The sequence below is a fragment of the Streptomyces sp. WAC05374 genome (assembly GCF_004353505.1).
Classification (GTDB): Bacteria; Actinomycetota; Actinomycetes; order Streptomycetales; family Streptomycetaceae; genus Streptomyces.
Map to the genome: position 1 here is coordinate 33,713 of NZ_SMNQ01000024.1, position 20,385 is coordinate 54,097.

At 73.3% G+C, this 20,385-nt stretch carries 21 protein-coding genes; 3 read left to right on the forward strand and 18 right to left on the reverse strand.

The genetic code is table 11. From position 1 onward, the window contains the following. Positions 1-58: 58 nt before the first annotated feature. The 4 genes from E2B92_RS29710 to tsaB are packed head-to-tail and all read right to left on the reverse strand — an operon-like array spanning position 59 to position 2,553. Positions 59-319, reverse strand: coding sequence for a hypothetical protein (locus E2B92_RS29710; protein WP_126887021.1), 261 nt, complete (start codon positions 317-319; stop codon positions 59-61). Beyond that, positions 316-1,410, reverse strand: a complete 1,095-nt coding sequence (tsaD, locus tag E2B92_RS29715) for a tRNA (adenosine(37)-N6)-threonylcarbamoyltransferase complex transferase subunit TsaD (RefSeq protein ID WP_126887022.1) — start codon at positions 1,408-1,410, stop codon at positions 316-318. Before tsaD ends, E2B92_RS29710 begins: the two co-directional genes overlap by 4 nt. Further along, a complete protein-coding gene (rimI, locus tag E2B92_RS29720) occupies positions 1,403-1,900 on the reverse strand; it encodes a ribosomal protein S18-alanine N-acetyltransferase (protein ID WP_185923645.1) in 498 nt (165 codons plus the stop codon). Before rimI ends, tsaD begins: the two co-directional genes overlap by 8 nt. After that, complete coding sequence (tsaB, locus tag E2B92_RS29725) at positions 1,897-2,553, reverse strand: tRNA (adenosine(37)-N6)-threonylcarbamoyltransferase complex dimerization subunit type 1 TsaB (RefSeq protein WP_126887023.1); 657 nt, start codon at positions 2,551-2,553, stop codon at positions 1,897-1,899. The genes rimI and tsaB overlap by 4 nt, the downstream gene beginning before the upstream one ends. A gap of 106 nt (positions 2,554-2,659) precedes the next feature. Here tsaB and E2B92_RS29730 point away from each other — a divergent pair, with 106 nt between their 5' ends. Continuing rightward, positions 2,660-3,226: a hypothetical protein gene (locus E2B92_RS29730; RefSeq protein WP_235024043.1), complete on the forward strand. Its 567-nt coding sequence runs from the start codon at positions 2,660-2,662 to the stop codon at positions 3,224-3,226. Positions 3,227-3,277: 51 nt separating this feature from the next. Here E2B92_RS29730 and E2B92_RS29735 read toward each other — a convergent pair whose 3' ends face one another. The 9 genes from E2B92_RS29735 to E2B92_RS29775 all read right to left on the reverse strand — a co-directional run bounded on the left by E2B92_RS29735 (position 3,278) and on the right by E2B92_RS29775 (position 12,035). Further along, positions 3,278-3,475, reverse strand: coding sequence for a hypothetical protein (locus E2B92_RS29735; RefSeq protein ID WP_126887024.1), 198 nt, complete (start codon positions 3,473-3,475; stop codon positions 3,278-3,280). A gap of 129 nt (positions 3,476-3,604) precedes the next feature. Continuing rightward, positions 3,605-4,120: a tRNA (adenosine(37)-N6)-threonylcarbamoyltransferase complex ATPase subunit type 1 TsaE gene (gene tsaE, locus E2B92_RS29740; protein WP_126887025.1), complete on the reverse strand. Its 516-nt coding sequence runs from the start codon at positions 4,118-4,120 to the stop codon at positions 3,605-3,607. Beyond that, entirely contained in the window at positions 4,092-5,318 is a 1,227-nt protein-coding gene (locus tag E2B92_RS29745) for an alpha/beta fold hydrolase (protein WP_126887026.1), read from the reverse strand. The genes tsaE and E2B92_RS29745 overlap by 29 nt, the downstream gene beginning before the upstream one ends. 22 nt (positions 5,319-5,340) lie before the next feature. Further along, a complete protein-coding gene (alr, locus tag E2B92_RS29750; RefSeq protein WP_126887027.1) occupies positions 5,341-6,498 on the reverse strand; it encodes an alanine racemase in 1,158 nt (385 codons plus the stop codon). A 57-nt stretch (positions 6,499-6,555) separates the two neighbouring features. Continuing rightward, positions 6,556-7,971 (reverse strand): NAD(P)H-hydrate dehydratase, encoded by a 1,416-nt coding sequence (locus E2B92_RS29755; protein WP_126887028.1) that lies wholly within the window; start codon positions 7,969-7,971, stop codon positions 6,556-6,558. A gap of 4 nt (positions 7,972-7,975) precedes the next feature. Then, the gene (locus tag E2B92_RS29760) at positions 7,976-8,344 is read right to left on the reverse strand and encodes a holo-ACP synthase (protein WP_126887029.1); all 369 of its coding nucleotides are present in this window, start codon (positions 8,342-8,344) and stop codon (positions 7,976-7,978) included. Continuing rightward, positions 8,341-10,188 carry a glutamine--fructose-6-phosphate transaminase (isomerizing) gene (glmS, locus tag E2B92_RS29765; protein ID WP_126887030.1) on the reverse strand — a complete coding sequence of 616 codons (1,848 nt, stop codon included), beginning with the start codon at positions 10,186-10,188 and terminating at the stop codon, positions 8,341-8,343. The genes E2B92_RS29760 and glmS overlap by 4 nt, the downstream gene beginning before the upstream one ends. Before the next feature lie 39 nt (positions 10,189-10,227). Continuing rightward, positions 10,228-11,040 carry an ABC transporter permease gene (locus E2B92_RS29770; protein WP_126887031.1) on the reverse strand — a complete coding sequence of 271 codons (813 nt, stop codon included), beginning with the start codon at positions 11,038-11,040 and terminating at the stop codon, positions 10,228-10,230. After that, positions 11,037-12,035 carry an ATP-binding cassette domain-containing protein gene (locus E2B92_RS29775; protein ID WP_126887032.1) on the reverse strand — a complete coding sequence of 333 codons (999 nt, stop codon included), beginning with the start codon at positions 12,033-12,035 and terminating at the stop codon, positions 11,037-11,039. Before E2B92_RS29775 ends, E2B92_RS29770 begins: the two co-directional genes overlap by 4 nt. A gap of 160 nt (positions 12,036-12,195) precedes the next feature. Between E2B92_RS29775 and coaA the strand changes: the two genes are divergently transcribed. After that, positions 12,196-13,179, forward strand: a complete 984-nt coding sequence (gene coaA, locus E2B92_RS29780) for a type I pantothenate kinase (protein ID WP_399431970.1) — start codon at positions 12,196-12,198, stop codon at positions 13,177-13,179. A gap of 14 nt (positions 13,180-13,193) precedes the next feature. Beyond that, positions 13,194-14,132, forward strand: coding sequence for a DUF389 domain-containing protein (locus E2B92_RS29785; RefSeq protein WP_126887034.1), 939 nt, complete (start codon positions 13,194-13,196; stop codon positions 14,130-14,132). Positions 14,133-14,181: 49 nt separating this feature from the next. Here the strand turns inward: E2B92_RS29785 and glmM are convergent, their stop codons facing one another. The 5 genes from glmM to E2B92_RS29810 form a co-directional block, all read right to left on the reverse strand. Further along, positions 14,182-15,540: a phosphoglucosamine mutase gene (gene glmM / locus E2B92_RS29790; RefSeq protein WP_126887035.1), complete on the reverse strand. Its 1,359-nt coding sequence runs from the start codon at positions 15,538-15,540 to the stop codon at positions 14,182-14,184. A gap of 109 nt (positions 15,541-15,649) precedes the next feature. Continuing rightward, positions 15,650-16,168 carry a 30S ribosomal protein S9 gene (rpsI, locus tag E2B92_RS29795; protein WP_031076704.1) on the reverse strand — a complete coding sequence of 173 codons (519 nt, stop codon included), beginning with the start codon at positions 16,166-16,168 and terminating at the stop codon, positions 15,650-15,652. Positions 16,169-16,210: 42 nt separating this feature from the next. Beyond that, complete coding sequence (gene rplM / locus E2B92_RS29800) at positions 16,211-16,654, reverse strand: 50S ribosomal protein L13 (RefSeq protein WP_064069935.1); 444 nt, start codon at positions 16,652-16,654, stop codon at positions 16,211-16,213. Between the two features lie 248 nt (positions 16,655-16,902). Then, entirely contained in the window at positions 16,903-18,444 is a 1,542-nt protein-coding gene (locus tag E2B92_RS33630; RefSeq protein ID WP_235024045.1) for a serine/threonine-protein kinase, read from the reverse strand. A gap of 306 nt (positions 18,445-18,750) precedes the next feature. Further along, complete coding sequence (locus E2B92_RS29810) at positions 18,751-20,379, reverse strand: ABC-F family ATP-binding cassette domain-containing protein (RefSeq protein ID WP_126886739.1); 1,629 nt, start codon at positions 20,377-20,379, stop codon at positions 18,751-18,753. Positions 20,380-20,385: the final 6 nt, after the last annotated feature.

Below are 20,385 nucleotides of genomic sequence, written 5' to 3' on the forward strand. Positions count from 1 at the left end.
GTCCGAACGCCTGATCAGCTCCGTAGTGCTTGAGGGCCGATCGGTGCCGGGGGTTCCGTCAGGCGGTCCCGTGTGACGTGAAACGCCACCGGTGCACCGGGCGGGTGACCAGTTCCGCGGCGGGCTCCGGGAGTTCGGGGAGGTCGGCGTCGTTGGGGGCGTCCCACCAGGTCAGGACCAGCACCCGGTCACCGGGGGCCGTGAAGGTCTCGCGGCGGAGCGGCTCGGCGGGCAGCGGCTGGGCGCGGGCCCACTGCAGCAGCTCGCCGCCCCGGCCGTCCGCCGCGCGGGCCTCCCACATGAGGGTGACCGCGGTCATGAGTAGAGGTTGTCCTTGCTGATCTCGTGGACGTGGTCGTGGTCGTGGTTCCCGGGCACGTGCGGGTCCGTCACCGGCAGGGACGAGTCCGCCGACAGCTCCAGGTCCGAGGCCGGCCGGTTGCGGGCGACCATCTCGGCGCCCAGGGCCGCGACCATCGCACCGTTGTCGGTGCACAGCCCCGGGCGCGGCACGCGCAGCCGGATGCCGGCGCGTTCGCACCGCTCCTCGGCCAGTGCCCGCAGCCGGGAGTTGGCGGCCACGCCGCCGCCGATCATCAGGTGGTCGACGCCCTGGTCCTTGCAGGCCCGCACGGCCTTGCGGGTCAGGACGTCGACGACCGCCTCCTGGAAGGACGCCGCCACGTCCCGTACGGGCACCTCCTCGCCCGCCGCGCGCTTGGCCTCGATCCAGCGCGCCACGGCCGTCTTCAGGCCCGAGAAGGAGAAGTCGTACGCGGGGTCCCTCGGCCCGCTCAGCCCGCGCGGGAACGCGATGGCGGCCGGGTCGCCCTCCTTGGCCAGCCGGTCGATCACCGGCCCGCCCGGGAAGCCCAGGTCCAGCACGCGCGCGATCTTGTCGAACGCCTCGCCCGCGGCGTCGTCGATCGTCGCGCCCATGGGGCGGACGTCGGAGGTGATGTCCGGGGCGAGCAGCAGTGACGAGTGGCCGCCGGAGACCAGCAGCGCCATCGTCGGCTCGGGCAGCGGCCCGTGCTCCAACTGGTCGACGCAGATGTGCGAGGCCAGGTGGTTCACCCCGTACAGCGGCTTGTCCAGGGCGAACGCGTACGCCTTCGCCGCCGACACGCCCACCAGCAGCGCGCCCGCGAGGCCGGGCCCGGCGGTGACGGCGATGCCGTCCAGGTCGCGGGCGGAGACGCCGGCCTGCTCAAGGGCGCGCTCGATGGTCGGGACCATCGCCTCCAGGTGGGCGCGGGAGGCGATCTCGGGCACGACGCCGCCGAACCGGGCATGCGTGTCCACGCTCGACGCGACGGCGTCCGCGAGCAGGGTCGTGCCGCGGACGATGCCGACGCCGGTCTCGTCGCAGGAGGTCTCGATGCCGAGGACGAGGGGTTCGTCAGCCATCACTCTCAGTTCCTTGTACGTGGTGAACGTTCAGGCGCATGACCAGCGCGTCGATGTTGCCCGGCTGGTAGTAGCCGCGGCGGAAGCCGATCGGCTCGAAGCCGAAGCGCTCGTACAGCTTCTGGGCGCGGGTGTTGTCCACGCGCACCTCGAGCAGGACCTCGTCGCACTCGAAGGCGGTGGCGTGCTGCAGCAGGTCGGTCAGCAGCCGGGCGCCGAGCCCGGTGCCCCACTGGTCGCGGGCGACGGCGATCGTCTGGACGTCGCCCAGTCCGCCCGCCGCCGCGAGGCCCGCGTAACCGACCACCCGGCCGTCCGCCTCGGCCACCACGTAGTGGCGGGTGGCGTGCGGGCCGCGGGCGTGGGCGAGCTCGGACCAGAACATGCCCTCGGACCAGGCGTCGTCGGGGAACAGCTCCCGTTCGAGCTCCAGGACCGGCGCGATGTCCCACCAGCGCATCTCGCGCAGGACCGCGCTCTCTGCGGTCACTTCGGGGTGACCACCTTGTAGTTCTTCGGCACCTGGGCGTCGGGGCGCCGCAGGTACAGCGGCCGCGGTTCCAGGAACGGCTCCCCCGCCCTCAGCCGCTCGGCGGCCAGTGCCGCGAGCGCGGCGGCCGACTGGTGCTCGGGGTCGCGGGCGTCCGGGAACACCTCGCCGTACAGCCGGGCGCCCGCGCCGACCGCCGGGAGGCCGGCGACCCGGTCGGCGATGTCGGCGGGCCGGTCGACGGCGGGGTCGGTGGCGCGGGTGCGGCGGTCGTCGTACCGCGCCCAGTAGACCTCCTTGCGGCGCGCGTCGGTCGCCACGACGAACGGCTCCTCGATCCCGGAGGCGTACGCGAGGCCGTCCAGCGTGCACAGCCCGTGCACCGGGACGCCGCCGAGCGCGGAGGCGAAGGTGGCGGCGGTCACGAGGCCGACCCGGAGTCCGGTGTACGGGCCCGGCCCGACGCCCACGACGATGCCGGTGACGGCGTCCAGCTTCAGCCCGGCCTCGCGGAGCACCCCGTGCACGGCGGGCAGCAGCAGTTCCCCGTGGCGGCGCGCGTCGACCTGACTGGACCGGGCGAGGACGGAGTCCCCGTCGTGCAGGGCGACGGTGACGGCGGGTGTGGCGGTATCCATGGCGAGCAACAGCACGCGAACAGCCTACGGCTCCGCGGCGGCGGGCACGGCGCCCCCGGTGCACGCGCGTGATCCTGCTACGGTCACACCGCATACGTACGTGGGAGAGGTGGGCAGCAGCGTGGCAAGGAGCAGCTCGGGATTCGTGGCCGGGCTCACCGCGGCGGCTCTGGCCGCGGTCGGCTTCCTCGCCTACCAGGCGTCGGCCACCGCCCCGGCCGACCTGTCGGCCACGGCGCCCGCCCCGGCCGCCTCGCCGACGGCCCCCGCCCCGGGCGCGGCGCCGAAGGACCCGGCCGCCGCGGCGCTCGCGGTGCCGAAGCAGTCGGGCACGGGCGTGCGGGTGGTGTACTCGCTCGGCGAGCGGCGGGTGTGGCTGGTGGGCGAGAAGAACGCGGTGACGCGTACGTTCGCGGTGATGCCGAGCACGGTCCACCCCGCCCCGGGGACCTACGCGGTGACGTCCCGCTCCGGGACCGTGCCGGGCTCCGACGGCGTCCAGATCGAGCACGTCGTGCGGTTCGCGACGGTGGAGGGCGTGACGGTCGGCTTCAGCGCGGCGGTCGACGGCACCCTGGCCAGCCCGGACCCCTCGCGCCGCACGGGCGGCATCCGCATGAAGCGGGCGGACGGTGACGCGATGTGGACCTTCGCGACGGTCAGCACCAAGGTGGTCGTCGTCCCCTAGACGGGATGCCCGCGTGACGTACGCCGTCGGACGCCGTCGTACGGCTGTGCGTCAGGCGGCGCGGCGGCGTTCCGGGGCGGGGCCGGGAGTGTCGGTGCGCGCGTCCCGGACGTCGGGCACGTCGTCCGGGGTGACCGGGGCGTCCCCGGTGTCCGTGTCCGTGACCTTCGGCGGTGTGGAGACGGCGCTGGCCGCCGCGCACGACGCCAGCAGATCGCGCATCGACACATCCTGCTTCGACGTCGGCATGGTCGCCTCCTCGGGCTGCGGGGCAGGCATGGTTAGGTAGACCTAACCGGTCCTGGTATCCATGTGACCACGCCCTGGACGTACGGCGCAACATCATGCCGACGTCTTGTCGGAAAGTAAGGCCCCCCGTTACCCCAGCGCCAGGTCCACTCCCGCCCAGCGCGCGCCGTGTCCGGTCAGCGTCACCATCCGCCGCTCGTCGTCCGTGGAGCCGACGACCCGGTGGATGACGACGTGCAGCCGGTCCTCCGTGAGGTCCTCGACCTTGCCCTCGCCCCACTCCACGACCACCACCGAGTCGGGCAGCGAGACGTCGAGATCGAGGTCCTCCATCTCGTCGAGCCCGCCGCCCAGGCGGTAGGCGTCGACGTGGACGAGCGCGGGGCCGCCCACCAGGGACGGGTGGACACGGGCGATGACGAACGTGGGGGACGTCACCGCGCCGCGCACCCCGAGGCCCTCGCCGAGCCCGCGCGTCAGCGTCGTCTTGCCGGCGCCGAGCTCGCCGGTGAGCATCACCAGGTCGCCGGGGCGCAGCAGCTTGGCGAGCGTGCGGCCCAGTTCCTGGGTCTGGTCGGGTGAGTGCAGGGTGAGACGGGCGGTGGCCGTGGCCCCGTCAGGTGCCGGGCTGTGCGGTGCTTCCATACGTGCCAACGTTAGTCGCTGCCGGCACGGCGCCCACCCGTACCAGGAGGTCCGCGAGCCGGTCCGTGACCGCCTCCGGGTGCTCCAGCATCACCAGGTGCCCGGCGTCGGGCACGATGACCAGCTCGGCGTCCGGGAGCAGGCCGGCGATGGCCTCCGTGTGCGAGCTGGGCGTCACCAGGTCCTGGTCTCCGGCGAGCGCGAGCACCGGCACCTCGGCGAAGATGCTCAGGGCCTCCGCCTTGTCGTGCTCGGTGAAGGCCGGGTAGAACTCGGCGACCACGTCGATGGGCGTCCCCTCGATCATCCGCTCCGCGAACCGGGCGACCGCCGGGTCCACGTCCCTCGACGAGAACGAGTAGCGCTTGATGAGCCCCGCGAACAGGTCAGCGGTCGCCCGCCGTCCCCGCTCCACCAGCTCCGCCTGCGAGCCCAGCGCCCGCAGTACGCCGGGCAGCACCCGCCGTACGGCGTTCACACCCGCGACCGGCAGCCCGTAGTTGACCTCGCCGAGGTTGCCGCACGAGGTGCCCACGAAGGCGACGCCGACGACCCGCTCCCGGATCAGCTCCGGATACTGCTCGGCCAGCGCCATCACCGTCATGCCGCCCATCGAGTGCCCCACCAGCACCAGGGGCCCCTCCGGTGCGGCGGCGTCGACGACCGCCTTCAGGTCGCGGCCGAGCTGGTCGATGGAGACCGGCACGCGGTCCGGCCCCCGCTGGGCGGCGCCCCGCCCCGAGCGGCCGTGGCTGCGCTGGTCCCAGTGGACCGTGCGCACCAGCCCCCGCAGCGCGGCGCGCTGGAAGTGCCAGGAGTCCTGGTTGAGGCAGTAGCCGTGGCTGAAGACCACCGTGACGGGGGCGGGCGTCCGGCGCCCGAACAACCGGCGGCGGCGCGGGGCGCCGGCCTCGGCCTCCACCTCGTCGACCTCGTAGTACAGCTCGGTGCCGTCGTCGGCCGCGGCCCGGCCCGGCGTACCGCGCAGCGAGCCGTACGGGCCGGCGGCGTCCAGCGCGAGGCGGGCCTTGCGGCGCATGCCGCGCCCGACGGTGAGCCGCTCGATGGCCACCCCCGCCGCCGCGCCGGCCGCTATCACCCCTATCGCGGCACCGGCGAAACCGGCGCGGCGCCAATTGCCGGCCGCGGCGGCGGAAACCGCTTCCGCCGCCGCGTCCACCGAACTGGTCTCACTCACTACGGCTGCTCCCTAGCTCCCGCTACAGCTCCCGCCGGGCGTTCAGATAGACGCGCGGTACCCGCGGACCGATGCGCGTGACGATCTCGTACGCGATCGTGTCGGCGGCACGTGCCCAGTCCTCGGCGGTCGGCTCACCGTCATCGCCTGCCCCGAAAAGCACGGCTTGCGCACCCGGTTCGACCTCGTCCCCCTGGAGGTCGACGACGAACTGGTCCATCGCGACCCGCCCGGCCACCGTGCGCACCTTGCCGCCGACCAGCACCGGGCCGCGGCCCGACGCGTGGCGCGGGACGCCGTCGGCGTACCCCAGCGGGACGAGACCGAGGGTGGTGGCGCCCTCGGTGACGTAGTGGTGGCCGTAGCTGACGCCGTGGCCGGCCGGCACGTCCTTGACGAGTGCGACGCTCCCCACCAGCCGCATCACGGGCCGCAGTCCGAAGTCGGCGGGCGTGCCGACCTCGGGGCTGGGCGAGACCCCGTACATCGCGATGCCGGGGCGCACGAGGTCGAAGTGGGTCTCCGGAAGGGTGAGCGTGGCCGGGGAGTTGGCCATGTGCCGCACCTCCGGCTCGACGCCCGCCTTCTCGGCGTCCTCGAGCATCTCGTGGAACGTCTCGAGCTGGGCGGCGATCGAGGGGTGCCCGGGCTCGTCGGCGCACGCGAAGTGCGACCAGACGCCGGTGACCTTCACCAGGCCCTCGGCCTGGGCCGTGAGCGCCTCGCCGACGAGCCGGTCCCAGTCGGCGGGCTGGCAGCCGTTGCGGCCGAGCCCGGTGTCGGCCTTGAGCTGCACGCGCGCCGGCTGTGCGGTCCGGCGCGCGGCCTCCTTGACCTCGTCCAGGGCCCACATCCCGCTGACGGCCATGTCCAGCCCGGCGCGGATGCCCTCGTCCCAGGGGTCCCCGGGCGTCCACAGCCAGCACAGGACGGGCGCGTCGATCCCGGCCGCCCGCAGGGCGAGCGCCTCGTGCGGGGTGGCGGTGCCGAGCCAGGTGGCCCCCGCCTCCAGCGCCGCCCGGGCACAGGGCACGGCCCCGTGCCCGTACGCGTCGGCCTTCACGACGCCCATGACCTGGACGTCGGGCCCCACGCGGCCCCGCAGGGCACGCACATTGGCGCGCAGCGCCCCGAGGTCGATCTCGGCGCGGGCGCGAAGGGTCTGCGGTGTCTTACTCATCGCGCCCAGTCTCTCAGGTGCGCGCCCCGGCCCGGCCGACCGAGGCTGTCGCCCCGGTCACGCGCGCACGTCCCGCCACGCGCCCGGCAGTGCCTCGGCCACGTCGTACGCCGCGACGGGCGCGCCCCGGGAGGCGCGCCGGGCCGCCAGGCCGTGCAGGTAGGCGGCGGCCGAGGCGGCGTCACGCGCGGCCAGGCCCGCCGCGAGCAGCGAGCCCGCGAGGCCCGACAGGACGTCGCCGCTGCCCGCGGTGGCGAGCCAGGGGGTGCCCGTCGGGTTGACCCGCACCGGCCCGTCGGCGGAGGCGACCAGGGTGGTGGAGCCCTTGAGCAGCACCGTCGCGCCGTACCGCCCCGCCAGCTCCCGGACGGCCTCCAGGCGCCGGGACTCCACGTCCTGCCGCTCGGTGCCCAGCAGCGCCGCCGCCTCGCCCGCGTGCGGGGTGAGCACCGTGGGCGCCGGGCGGGCGCGCACCGCCGAGGGGTCCAGGTTCCGCAGCCCGTCGGCGTCCACCAGGACGGGGACGCCGGAGGCCAGGACGTCGTCCACGCCGGGCGTGTCGCCCAGGCCCGGGCCGATCACCCACGCCTGGACGCGCCCCGCCCTGCCGGGCGGACCCGCGTGCACCAGGGTCTCCGGGTGGCGGGCGAGCACGGCGTCGCCGGCCGGCCCGACGTACCGCACGGCCCCGGCGCCGCCGCGCAGCGCGCCGGACACGGCGAGGACGGCCGCGCCGGGGTAGCGCGCCGAACCGGCGACGACCCCGACGACGCCGCGCCGGTACTTGTCGCTCTCCCCCGTCGGCACGGGCAGCAGCCGTGCCACGTCCGCGTGCTGGAGGGCCTCCACGTCCGGCCGGGCCGGCAGGTCGAGCCCGATGTCGACGAGCCGCACCGCCCCCGCGTACTCCCGTGCCGGGTCGATCAGCAGCCCCGGCTTGTACGTCCCGAACGTCACCGTGGCGTCCGCCCGTACCGCCTCGCCGTGCACCTCGCCGGTGTCGGCGTCCACACCGCTCGGCAGGTCGACGGCCACCACCACGGCGCCGGAGTCGCGGGCCGCCCGCACCACGGGCACGGCCTCCGGGCGCAGCCCGCCGCGCCCGCCGATGCCGGTGATCCCGTCCAGGACGAGGTCGGCGCGCGCCAGCGCCGCGTACGGGTCGCCGGGCACCCGGCCGCCCGCGCCGGTCAGCGCCGCGAGCCCCGCCTCGTGGGCGCGCGAGCCCAGCAGCACGGCGGACACGCCCGCGCCCCGGCGCGCCAGCCGGGCACCCGCGTACAGCGCGTCACCCCCGTTGTCACCGCTGCCGACCAGCAGCACCACCCGGGCGCCGGAGACCCGCCGCAGCAGTCCGGCGCACGCGGCGGCCAGTCCCGCCGCCGCCCGCTGCATCAGCGCGCCGTCCGGCAGCCTCGCCATCACCTCGGCCTCGGCGGCCCGTACTGTCTCCACGCGGTAAGCGGTACGCATGGGCTCAACCCTCCGCGATCACCACCGCCGACGCCACCCCCGCGTCATGGCTGAGCGAGACGTGCCACTGCCGGACGCCCAGTTCGGCGGCGCGCGCGGCGACCGTGCCGCGCACCCGCAGGCGTGGCCGGCCGCTGTCCTCGACGTACACCTCGGCGTCCGTCCACTGGAGCCCGGCCGGCGCGCCGAGCGCCTTGGCGAGGGCCTCCTTGGCCGCGAACCGCGCCGCGAGCGAGGCGATCCCGCGCCGCTCCCCGCTGGGCAGCAGCAACTCGGGCTCCACGAACAGCCGCTCCGCCATGTGCGGCGTGCGCTCCATCGCCGCCGCGAACCGGTCGATCTCCGCCACGTCGATCCCCACCCCGATGATCATTCGACGGTGACCGACTTCGCCAGGTTGCGCGGCTGGTCCACCTCGTTGCCGCGTGCCGTCGCCAGCTCGCAGGCGAAGACCTGCAGCGGCACGGTCGACACCATCGGCTGGAGCAGCGTCGGGGTGGCCGGGATGCGGATCAGGTGGTCCGCGTACGGCGTCACCGCCTCGTCGCCCTCCTCCGCGATCACGATGGTGAGGGCGCCCCGGGCGCGGATCTCCTGGATGTTCGACACGATCTTGTCGTGCAGGACCGAGCGGCCGCGCGGCGAGGGGACCACGACGACGACCGGCAGGTCCTTCTCGATCAGCGCGATCGGCCCGTGCTTGAGCTCACCGGCCGCGAAGCCCTCCGCGTGCATGTACGCGAGCTCCTTCAGCTTCAACGCGCCCTCCAGGGCCACCGGGTAGCCCACGTGCCGCCCCAGGAACAGCACCGTGTCCTTCTCCGCCAGCGAGCGCGCCAGCTCCCGCACCGGCTCCATGGTCTCCAGCACCCGGTCGACGTCGTCCGCGATCCGCGCCAGGTCCTTCACGACCGCCCGGATCTCGTCGCCCCACTTCGTGCCGCGCAACTGCCCGAGGTACAGCGCGAGCAGGTACACCGCCACGAGCTGGGTCAGGAACGCCTTGGTGGACGCCACCGCCACCTCCGGCCCGGCGTGCGTGTACAGCACGCCGTCCGACTCGCGGGGGATCGTCGAGCCGTTGGTGTTGCAGATCGCCAGCACCCGGGCCCCCTGCGCGCGGGCGTGCCGCAGCGCCATCAGGGTGTCCATGGTCTCGCCGGACTGGGAGATGGCGAGCACCAGCGTCCGCTGGTCCAGGATCGGGTCCCGGTAGCGGAACTCGCTCGCCAGCTCCACCTCGCACGGGATGCGGGTCCAGTGTTCGATGGCGTACTTGGCGATCAGGCCGGCGTGGAAGGCCGTGCCGCACGCCACGATGACCACCTTGTGCGCCTCGCGCAGCACCTCGTCGGGGATGCGCAGCTCGTCCAGCCGCAGCTCGCCGCCCGCGTCGATGCGGCCCAGGAGCGTGTCGGCGACCGCCTTGGGCTGCTCGGCGATCTCCTTGAGCATGAAGTAGTCGTAGCCGCCCTTCTCGGCCGCCGAGGCGTCCCAGTCGACGTGGTAGGCGCGCGTATCGGCGGGCGCCCCGTCGAAGTCGGTGACGCTCACCCCGTCCCGGCGCAGCTCCACCACCTGGTCCTGGCCGAGCTCGATCGCCGACCGGGTGTGGGCGATGAACGCGGCCACGTCCGAGGCGAGGAAGGCCTCGCCCTCGCCGACGCCGACCACCAGCGGCGAGTTGCGCCGCGCCCCGACGACCACGTCGGGCTGGTCGGCGTGCACGGCCACCAGGGTGAAGGCGCCCTCCAGCCGCCGGCACACCAGACGCATCGCCTCCGCCAGGTCGCCGCACGAGGAGAACTCCTCGGCCAGCAGGTGCGAGACGACCTCGGTGTCCGTCTCGGACTCCAGGATGTGCCCCCGCTCGGCCAGTTCGGCGCGCAGCGGCGCGAAGTTCTCGATGATGCCGTTGTGGACGACGGCGACCCGACCGGCGTTGTCGAGGTGCGGGTGCGCGTTGGCGTCGGTCGGCCCGCCGTGCGTGGCCCACCGGGTGTGCCCGACGCCCGCGCTGCCGGTGGGCAGCGGCCGGCTGTCCAGCTCCTTCTCCAGGTTGGCGAGCTTGCCCGCCTTCTTCGCCGCGGCCATCGAGCCGTCGGCGAGCACCGCGACACCGGCCGAGTCGTAGCCCCGGTACTCGAGCCGCTTGAGGCCCGCGATCACCACATCAAGCGCCGACTGCCCGCCGACGTACCCCACGATTCCGCACATGCGGATCAGCCTAGGGCCTGTCTTCGGGATCGGGCCGGATCAGGCTTTGGCCCGGTACGCCCGCATGGCCAGCGGGTAGAAGACGGCGGCTATGCCCGCCGCCCAGACCAGCGACCACATCAGCGGCCGGCCCACCTCGCCGCCCAGCAGCAGCCCGCGGAACGCGTCCGACAGGTGCGTCACCGGGTTGACGTTCACCCAGGCCTGGAGCCAGCCCGGCATGGTGTCGACCACGACGAACGCGCTGCTGGTGAAGGTGATCGGGAAGATCAGCGTGAAGCCGAACGCCTGCACCTTCTCCGCGTCACCGGCGAGCATCCCGATGAGCACCGCGCACCACGACACGGCCGCCGCGAAGGCGACGACCAGCAGCAGGCCGGCGAGGAATCCGCCGAGGCCGCCGGTGACGCGGAAGCCGAGCGCCAGGCCGAGGCCGATCATCAGCAGCACCGCCCACACGTGCTTGGCCAGGTCGGCGGTGATGCGGCCGAACAAGGGAGCCGACCGGGCTATCGGCAGGCTCCGCAGCCGGTCGAACACGCCCTTCGTCAGGTCGGTGTTGAGGGCCATCGCCGTGTAGATGGTCATGAACAGGGTGTTCTGGACGATGATCCCCGGCAGCGCGTACTTCAGGTACGCCTCCGGGGACCCGGCCATCTGCCCGCCCATCACGTACGTGAAGAGGAGCACGAACATGATGGGCGTGATGCTGAAGTCGACCAGCTCCAGCGGATTGTGCTTGACGGCCACCAGGCTCCGCCACGCCATCGTGGCCGTCTGCCGCAGGCCGGCACCCGGCCGCACCCGGCCGCTCGCGGTCAGGGGCGCGCCGCCGATCGTCGTGGCGGTCATGCCGAACTCACCACCTTCTCGATGTCACTGTCGTCGGGCTCGGCCGGCTCCCCGGAGGAGTCCGGCTCGGCACGGTGCCCGGTCAGCGCCAGGAACACCTCGTCCAGCGACGAGCGGCGCAGGGTCAGCTCGCCCACCGCGATCCCCGCGCCGTCCAGCCGCCGCACGACGGCGGGCATCAGCTCCGGGTCGTTGACCGGGGCGGTGATCACATCGCCCTCGATCTGCGTCTGCGTCCCGGCCGTCTCGGCCACCAGCGCGTGCGCGCCCGCCAGGTCGTGCGCCCGCACCGGCCTGACCTGGAGCACCTGGCCGCCCACCTGGGACTTCAGCTCGTCGGGCGTGCCCTCGGCGATCACCCGGCCCCTGTCGATCACCACGATGTCGTCGGCGAGCGTGTCCGCCTCGTTCAGGTACTGCGTGGTCAGCAGGGCGGTCACCCCCTCGGCGACCAGGCCGCGCAGCATGTCCCACAGCTCGCCGCGGCTGCGCGGGTCCAGGCCCGTGGTGGGCTCGTCGAGGAAGAGGATGCTCGGCCGCCCGACCAGGCTCGCCGCGAGGTCCAGCCTGCGCCGCATGCCGCCCGAGTACGTTTTCACCGCGCGCCCCGCCGCGTCGGCCAGCCCGAACCGGTCCAGCAGCTCGGCCGCCCGGGCCCTGGCGTCCCGGCGCGGCATGGCCAGCAGCCGCCCGATCAGCAGCAGGTTCTCGGTGCCCGTCAGGTTCTCGTCGACCGCCGCGTACTGCCCGGTCAGGCCGACGAGCGAGCGCACCAGCCCCGCCTCGCGCACCACGTCGTGCCCCGCGACCAGCGCCCGGCCAGCATCCGGCTGGATCAGCGTGGCGAAGATCCGTACGGCCGTGGTCTTCCCCGCCCCGTTGGGCCCCAGCAGCCCCAGCACCGTGCCGGTGCGCGCGGCCAGGTCCACGCCGTCCAGCGCCCGGGTCTCCTTGAACCGTTTGGCCAGGCCGTCCGCCTGGATCGCGTACGTCATGGGACTGTCCCCTCGGCTCGGGTCGTCGTGCGGCGCGAGCGCCGGAGCTCCGACGCCCACCCTTCCCACAACTGTGACGCACGCCACTGACATTCCAGTGGCCCCGAGGGTGACCGAGCACACGACCCACAACACCCCGCCAAGGACGACAATGGCGTGTGTGATCACTTCGCCGCCACGAAGCGCCGCCGCCCACCGCCGTGCGGAGACCACTCCGTACGTCGACCTCACCCGCGAGGAGTGGAGCGCGCTGCGCGACAAGACGCCGCTGCCCCTCAGCGCCGACGAGGTCGAGCGGCTGCGCGGTCTCGGCGACGTCATCGACCTCGACGAGGTCCGCGACATCTACCTCCCGCTCTCCCGCCTGCTCAACCTGTACGTCGGCGCCACCGCGAACCTGCGCGGCGCGCTGAACACGTTCCTGGGCGAGAAGAGCGCCCAGCGCGGCACCCCGTTCGTCATAGGGGTGGCCGGTTCGGTCGCGGTCGGCAAGTCGACCGTGGCCCGGCTCCTGCAGGCCCTGCTCGCCCGCTGGCCCGAGCACCCGCGCGTGGAGCGGGTCACCACCGACGGGTTCCTGCTGCCGATGAAGGAGCTCCAGGAGCGCGGCCTGATGTCCAGGAAGGGCTTCCCCGAGTCGTACGACCGGCGGGCCCTGACGCGGTTCGTCGCCGACATCAAGGCCGGGAAGGACGAGGTCACCGCCCCCGTCTACTCGCACTTGATCTACGACATCGTCCCCGGGGAGCGGCTGACGGTCCGGCGCCCCGACATCCTGATCGTGGAGGGGCTCAACGTCCTCCAGCCCGCGCTGCCCGGCAAGGACGGCCGCACCCGGGTGGGCCTGGCCGACTACTTCGACTTCTCGGTGTACGTCGACGCCCGCGCCGAGGACATCGAGGCCTGGTACCTGAATCGTTTCCGCAAGCTGCGTGAGACCGCGTTCCAGGACCCCTCCTCGTACTTCAGGAAGTACACCCAGGTCGGCGAGGACGAGGCGCTGGACTACGCCCGCACCATGTGGCGGACCATCAACAAGGTGAATCTGCTGGAGAACGTGGCACCGACGCGCGGGCGTGCCACCCTCGTCGTACGCAAGGGACCGGACCACAAGGTCCAGCGCCTCTCCCTGCGCAAACTCTGAAGGGATCCGCGGCCGTGCTGCACCTGCGCCTGATCGTTCCCGCCGACCGCACCGACGAGGTGGTCGGCACCATCGAGAAGACGGTCGGCACGACGCACCTCGCCGTCATCCCCGGCGCCGCCCGTGAGCCGGCCGGCGACCTGGTGCTGTGCGACGTGGCGCGCGAGGCGGGCGACGGCCTGATCTCCGACCTGTGCGCGCTGGGCCTGGACCGGTCCGGTTCGATCGCCGTGGAGGACATCGGCCTGTCGCTGTCGAAGCGCGCCGAGAAGGCCGAGGACGACGCGCCCGGCGAAGGCGCGGACGCGGTGCTGTGGGAGCACCTCCACGAGGCCACGCACGAGGAGTCGACGCTCTCCGTCACCTACGTGGCGTTCCTGACGCTCGCCACGATGATCGCGGCCTGCGGCGTGGTGCTGGACAACGCCATCCTGATCGTGGGCGCGATGGCGGTGGGCCCGGAGTTCGGCCCGCTGGCCGGCGTCTGCACGGCGCTGGTGCAGCGCCGGCCGCGCCTGGCCGTGCGGTCGCTGGCGGCCCTGCTGGTGGGCTTCGCGGTGGCCATGGCGCTGACGGTGCTGTTCAGCCTGGGCATGGACGCGGCGGGCCTGTTCAGCGAGGGCATGCTGCACGGCGACCGCCCCAATACCGGGTTCGTCTACGCGCCCGACTGGTTCTCGTTCGTCGTCGGTCTGCTCGCGGGCGCCGCCGGGACGCTGTCGCTCACGTCCGCGAAGTCCGGCGCGCTGGTCGGGGTGGCCATCTCGGTCACCACCGTCCCGGCCGCGGCGAACGCGGCGGTGGCCCTGGGGTACGGCGACCTCGGCCAGACCAAGGGCTCCGTCGAGCAGCTCCTGCTGAACCTGCTGGCCATCGTGCTCGCCGGCACGCTGACCCTGCTGGCGCAGAAGTACTTCTGGGCGCGGCAGCGCCGCCGTACGCGGCGGGCCTGAGGACGCGGAAAGGGGGCGCCCGGCGGGGCGCCCCCTGTCACGGCACGCTCTAGCCGAGCGCGGACTTCACCACGTCGGCGAGCTCCCCGGCGACCGACCGGGCCTGCTCGATGTCGGCGGCCTCGACCATGACCCGGACCAGCGGCTCGGTGCCCGAGGGGCGCAGCAGGACGCGGCCGGTGCTGCCGAGGCGGCGCTCGGCGTCCGCGACGGCGCTGCCCAGCTCGGCGGAGGTCTTCACCCGCGTCTTGTCGACGTCCTTGACGTTGATCAGGACCTGCGGCAGCCGCTCCATGACCCCGGCCAGCTCCGCCAGCGACCGGCCGGTCGCCGCCACGCGCGCGGCCAGCAGCAGACCGGTCAGGGTGCCGTCGCCGGTGGTGGCGTGGTCCAGGACGATGACGTGCCCGGACTGCTCGCCGCCCAGCGCGTAGTCGTGCTCCTTCATCGACTCCAGCACGTAACGGTCACCGACCGCCGTCTGGACGAGCTGGAGGCCCTCGCGCTCCATGGCGAGCTTGAAGCCCAGGTTGGACATGACGGTCGCGACGACGGTGTCCCCGCGCAGCGTGCCGGCCTCGCGCATGGCGAGCGCCAGGACGGCGAGGATCTGGTCGCCGTCGACCTCGGCGCCCGTGTGGTCCACGGCCAGGCAGCGGTCGGCGTCGCCGTCGTGCGCGATGCCGAGGTCGGCGCCGTGCTCGACGACGGCGGCCTTCAGCATCTCCAGGTGGGTGGAGCCGCAGCCGTCGTTGATGTTGAGCCCGTCCGGGGTGGCGCCGATGGTGACGACCTCGGCCCCGGCCTGCTGGAACGCGGCGGGCGACACACCGGACGCGGCGCCGTGCGCCTCGTCCAGGACGATCTTGAGCCCGTCGAGCCGGTTCGGCAGGACGGAGAGCAGGTGGGCGACGTACTGGTCGAAGCCCTCCTTGTAGTCGGCGACGCGGCCGACGCCGGCGCCGGTGGGCCGGTCCCACGGCTCACCGGTGCGGTGCTGCTCGTACACCGCCTCGATGCGGTCCTCCAGCTCGTCGGCCAGCTTGTGCCCGCCGCGCGCGAAGAACTTGATGCCGTTGTCCGGCATGGCGTTGTGGCTGGCGGAGAGCATCACGCCCAGGTCCGCGCCGAGCGCGCCCGTCAGGTACGCGACGGCCGGCGTGGGCAGCACACCGACCCGCATGACGTCCACGCCCGCGCTGGCGAGGCCCGCCACGACGGCGGCCTCCAGGAACTCTCCCGACGCACGCGGGTCCCGCCCGACCACGGCGGTCGGCCGGTGTCCTTCAAAGGTCCCCGCTTCGGCGAGTACGTGCGCCGCCGCGACCGACAGGCCGAGCGCCAGCTCCGCCGTCAGATCCGCGTTGGCGACACCGCGCACACCGTCCGTGCCGAAGAGTCGTCCCACAGTCGTCCTCCGAGTTACTCCGAAAAAGCAAGGTGAAGCGTATAGACGTACGCCCCGGCAGCACGAAGGTGCCGCCGGGGCGTACGTTGAGCAGACCGAGCAGGCGTGATTAGCGCTTGCTGTACTGCGGGGCCTTACGGGCCTTCTTCAGACCGGCCTTCTTGCGCTCGACGGCACGGTCGTCGCGGCTCAGGAAGCCGGCCTTCTTCAGCGGGCCGCGGTTGTTGTCCACGTCCGCCTCGTTCAGCGCGCGGGCCACACCGAGGCGCAGGGCGCCGGCCTGGCCGGAGACGCCGCCACCCGAGATGCGGGCGATGACGTCGTAGCGGTTGTCGAGCTCGAGCACCTTGAAGGGCTCGTTGACTTCCTGCTGGTGCACCTTGTTCGGGAAGTAGTCCTCGAGGGTGCGACCGTTGATCTTCCACTTGCCGGTGCCCGGGACGATCCGGACGCGGGCGATGGCGTTCTTGCGGCGGCCCAGGCCGGCGGCCGGCTGCGGCTCGCCGAAGCGGGACGCGAGGGACTCCGAGGTGTACTCGCCCTCGACGGGGACCTCGGACTCGAAGGTGGTGACCTCGGCGTAGGTCTCCTCGCCCTCGATGGGGTTCTCAACAGTGGTCTCGGCCACGATGCTCCTCAGATTTCTTTCGTTCTTAGGGGGTGGCCGGAACTACTGCGCGACCTGGGTGATCTCGAACGGGACCGGCTGCTGGGCAGCGTGCGGGTGGTTCTCGCCCGCGTAGACCTTCAGCTTCGAGAGCATCTGACGGCCGAGGGAGTTCTTGGGGATCATGCCCTTGATGGCCTTCTCGACGGCCTTCTCCGGGTTCTTGTCCAGCAGCTCGTCGTAACGGACGGAGCGCAGACCACCCGGGTAGCCGGAGTGGCGGTAGGCCATCTTCTGGGTCTTCTTGTTGCCGGACAGGTGGACCTTGTCAGCGTTGATGATGATGACGAAGTCGCCCATGTCCATGTGGGGGGCGTACACGGGCTTGTGCTTGCCTCGGAGGAGGTTCGCAGCCGTGGTCGCCAGACGGCCCAGGACAACGTCCCGCGCGTCGATGATGTGCCACTGGCGAGTCACGTCGCCGGGCTTGGGGCTGTACGTACGCACTTCGTAGCCTTCGCTTCTTCAGTGGATGGAGTCCAGACACACCTGAAGCGATCATGCAGCTGGGGCCCACACTGCCGGGAACACCGCCCGTATGCGAGCCACTGGTAACTGCTCCAGGGAACTTGCGTAAGGGCTCTTCGCACAAGAACGACGAAGCCAATACGCATAACAAACGGCAACAGTACCCGCGCCGCCCCCGACGGGTCAAAACCGGTGCCCCGCACGGCACGCGGACCGGGCGGAACCGGTCAGGGCGCGCCCAGCGCACGGGCGAGCGCGTCCGCCTGGTTCCGGTTGAACTCCCCGGTGATCTCGGCGTTCCCCCCGGTCAGCGCGCTCATGATCAAAAAGCTGCTGACCAGCCGGTCGTCACCGAGCACGAAGGCCAGCCGGTTCTCCGGCTCGGGCCGCCCGGCCACCTTCCCGGTCAGCTCGGCGAAGGCGGCCCGGTCGGCATCCAGGAAGGTGACGGCCACCTTCCAGCCGTCCCCGGGCTCGGCCCGCACGACCCGGACGTCCTGGAACCGCTGGACGGTCATCCCGCCGGAGTCCTTCGCCACCACGCACTCGTCCCGGTTGTCGGAGGTGAAGGACCGGCCCTCCGGGGGCGGGGACTCGCCCGGGGGGAGCTGCGCCCATTCCTTGTCCGGGTAGCACAGCCCCTGCCGCACGCTCTCCACCTCCAGGATGCGCAGCGGCTCCACCGGCGCGCCGATCGCCCCGTCCGCCTCCCAGGGCCGGACGACCGCGAGCAGCGCCCCCGCCACCACCACCGCCGCCGCCCACCACAGGCGGGTGCGCCGCCCCAGTGGGCCGGGCAGGCGCCCGGGGCCGCCCGGAGCCGTCGCCAGCGCCGCCGTGCGGCCCGGCGCCGGCACCGGACCGGTCGGGGCCTCGGGGTCCACCAGGCGCCGGGCCTCCTCGACCACCCGGAGCCGCTCCGTGCGGTGACGCTCGATCTCCGCCGTCCACGCGGGGCTCAGCCACCCGCGGTGGGCGTCCGCCGCCCCGTCCAGCCGCTGCGAGCAGTACGCCAGGAGGTCGGCCGGGGCGGGCCTCCGGGCCGGGTCCAGCGCCAGGCACGGCAGCACCAGCGCCTCCAGCTCACCCGGCAGCCCCGTCACGTCCAGGTCGCCGGTGGCGGCCCGCACGAGTTGCTCCAGCGCCGGGCCGGCCCCGCCGTCGCGGTACGGCGCCCGGCCGACCGCGAGGTGGAACAGCGTCGCGCCCAGCGAGAACACGTCCGAGGCGGTGGTGGTCGGCTCGCCCCGGGCCTGTTCGGGCGCCGCGTAGGCGACGGTGCCCAGGGCCACCTCGGTCCGGGTCACGTCATGCGCCTGCGAGATACCGAAGTCGATCACCCGGGGGCCGTCGAGCGGGAGCAGCACGTTGGACGGCTTGACGTCCCGGTGCACCAGCCCCGCCGTGTGGAGGGACACCAGCGCCTCGGCCATGCCCGCCGCCACCCAGTACAGGGCCCGCGGGGCGAGCGGTCCGCACCGCTCCACGAGGTCCTTCAACGAGGGCGCGGGGACGTACTCGGTCGCCATCCACGGCACCTCGGCCGTGGCGTCCGCCTCCACCACGCTCGCGGTGTAGACGCCCCGCACGCGCTGGGCCAGGCCCACCTCCCGCGCGAACCGGCGCCGGTCGTCCTCGCCCACGGTGAGCAGCGTCTTGACCGCCACCAGCCGCCCGCCCGGCGACCGGGCGAGGTAGATCCGGCCCATCCCCCCGCTGGCGAGCTCGGTGAGCACGGTGAACGGACCGAATCTGTGCCCCGGCTGCATGGCCCCACCCCCGGCCGGGACGATACCCGCCCGCGGCCCGCTCCACGCGGTGCAGGGACTGGGGCGTGTTTTTCGGATCTTGGCGGGCTCGCGGGCCCTGGCACGCGCTCCCCCTGCCTGCGGCGGGGGGACCCCCAGCGGCGTTGTCGTCGGTCGCCAATGTCCCCCGTAGCCCTACGGGCACGGGAGGTGCCCCCACCGCAGTGGCTCCTCCCCCTGCCTGCGGCGGGGGGACCCCCACCTCCGCCTTGCATCCACACGCACCAGACCCCGCTCCCTGATCCGGCCTGATCCAAAAGACACGCCCTACCGCGCCCGGTCCACCCGCCGCTCGTCCCACACCGGCTCCGGCGTCTCCCGCACCACCCCGTCCGTGCCGAAGACCAGGTACCGGTCGAAGGAGCGCGCGAACCAGCGGTCGTGCGTGACGGCCAGGACCGTCCCCTCGAACGCCTCCAGGCCCGCCTGGAGCGCCTCGGCCGACTCCAGGTCCAGGTTGTCCGTCGGCTCGTCCAGCAGCAGCGCCGTGGCGCCGGACAGCTCCAGCAGCAGGATCTGGAACCGGGCCTGCTGCCCGCCCGACAGCCGGTCGAACACCTGGTCGCCCTGCCGTTCCAGCTCGTACCGCCGCAGCACCGACATCGCCCCGCCCCGGTCCTTGGCGTGCTCCGTCCACAGGATGTCGACCAGGGTGCGCCCCACGAGCTCCGGGTGGGCGTGCGTCTGGGCGAAGTGGCCCGGCACGACCCGGGCGCCCAGCTTCCACGCCCCCGTGTGCGCGACGCCCTCCCCCGCCAGCAACCGCAGGAAGTGCGACTTCCCCGACCCGTTCGACCCCAGGACGGCGACCCGCTCCCCGTAGAAGACCTCCAGTGAGAAGGGCTTCATCAGGCCCGTGAGCTCCAGCTCCGCGCACGTCACGGCCCGCACACCGGTGCGCCCGCCGCGCAGCCGCATCCGGATGTCCTGCTCGCGCGGCGGCTCCGGCGGCGGACCGGCCTCCTCGAACTTGCGCAGCCTGGTCTGGGCGGCCTGGTACCGGGAGGCCAGCCCGTCGTTGAACGCGGCCTTGTTCTTCAGGGTGTTGACGAGCTGCTTGAGCTGCGCGTGCTTCTCCTCCCAGCGCCGCTGGAGCTCCTCGAACCGGGCGAACCGCTCCCGCCGCGCCTCGTGGAACGTCCCGAAGCCACCGCCGTGCACCCACACGTCCGACCCGGCCGGGCCCGGCTCCACGGCCACGATCTTCTCGGCGGCCCGCGCCAGCAGCTCCCGGTCGTGCGAGACGAACAGCACCGTCTTGCGGGTCTCGGCCAGCCGCTCCTCCAGCCACCGCTTGCCCGGGACGTCCAGGTAGTTGTCCGGCTCGTCGAGGAGCAGCACCTCCTCGGGGCCGCGCAGCAGCGCCTCCAGCACGAGCCGCTTCTGCTCGCCGCCCGAGAGCGTCCGCACGTCCCGGAACTGCGCCTTCTCGTACGGCACGCCCAGCGCCGCCATGGTGCACATGTCCCAGACGGTCTCGGCCTCGTACCCCCGGGCCTCCGCCCAGTCGCTCAGGGCCTGCGCGTACGCGAGCTGCGCGGCCTCGTCGTCGACGGTCATGATCCGGTGCTCGGCCGCGTCCACGGCGGCCGCCGCCTCACGGATGCGGGCGGGCGCGACCGACGCCAGCAGGTCCCGTACGCTCCGCTCGTCGCGGACCGACCCGACGAACTGCGGCATCACCCCCAGCCCGCCGCTGACGGTCACCGTCCCCCCGTGCGGCTGGAGCTCCCCCGAGATCAGCCGCAGCAGCGTCGTCTTGCCCGCCCCGTTCGCGCCGACGAGCGCCACCACCGCGCCCTCGCCCACCCGGAACGACACGTCTCCGAGCAGCACCCGCCCGTCCGGCAGGTAGTACTCCAGGTGCGCGGCCTCCACATGTCCCATGGCCCGCATTGTCGC

Coding starts and splice junctions, on each gene's coding strand:
- E2B92_RS29810 (WP_126886739.1), bottom strand. CDS start 20,379: ATGCGGGCCATGGGACATGTGGAGGCCGCGCACCTGGAGTACTACCTG.
- E2B92_RS29775 (WP_126887032.1), bottom strand. CDS start 12,035: ATGACGTACGCGATCCAGGCGGACGGCCTGGCCAAACGGTTCAAGGAG.
- tsaD (WP_126887022.1), bottom strand. CDS start 1,410: ATGGCTGACGAACCCCTCGTCCTCGGCATCGAGACCTCCTGCGACGAG.
- E2B92_RS29735 (WP_126887024.1), bottom strand. CDS start 3,475: ATGCCGACGTCGAAGCAGGATGTGTCGATGCGCGATCTGCTGGCGTCG.
- E2B92_RS29755 (WP_126887028.1), bottom strand. CDS start 7,971: ATGCGTACCGCTTACCGCGTGGAGACAGTACGGGCCGCCGAGGCCGAG.
- E2B92_RS29770 (WP_126887031.1), bottom strand. CDS start 11,040: ATGACCGCCACGACGATCGGCGGCGCGCCCCTGACCGCGAGCGGCCGG.
- glmS (WP_126887030.1), bottom strand. CDS start 10,188: ATGTGCGGAATCGTGGGGTACGTCGGCGGGCAGTCGGCGCTTGATGTG.
- tsaE (WP_126887025.1), bottom strand. CDS start 4,120: ATGGAAGCACCGCACAGCCCGGCACCTGACGGGGCCACGGCCACCGCC.
- E2B92_RS29710 (WP_126887021.1), bottom strand. CDS start 319: ATGACCGCGGTCACCCTCATGTGGGAGGCCCGCGCGGCGGACGGCCGG.
- E2B92_RS29760 (WP_126887029.1), bottom strand. CDS start 8,344: ATGATCATCGGGGTGGGGATCGACGTGGCGGAGATCGACCGGTTCGCG.
- alr (WP_126887027.1), bottom strand. CDS start 6,498: ATGAGTAAGACACCGCAGACCCTTCGCGCCCGCGCCGAGATCGACCTC.
- E2B92_RS33630 (WP_235024045.1), bottom strand. CDS start 18,444: ATGCAGCCGGGGCACAGATTCGGTCCGTTCACCGTGCTCACCGAGCTC.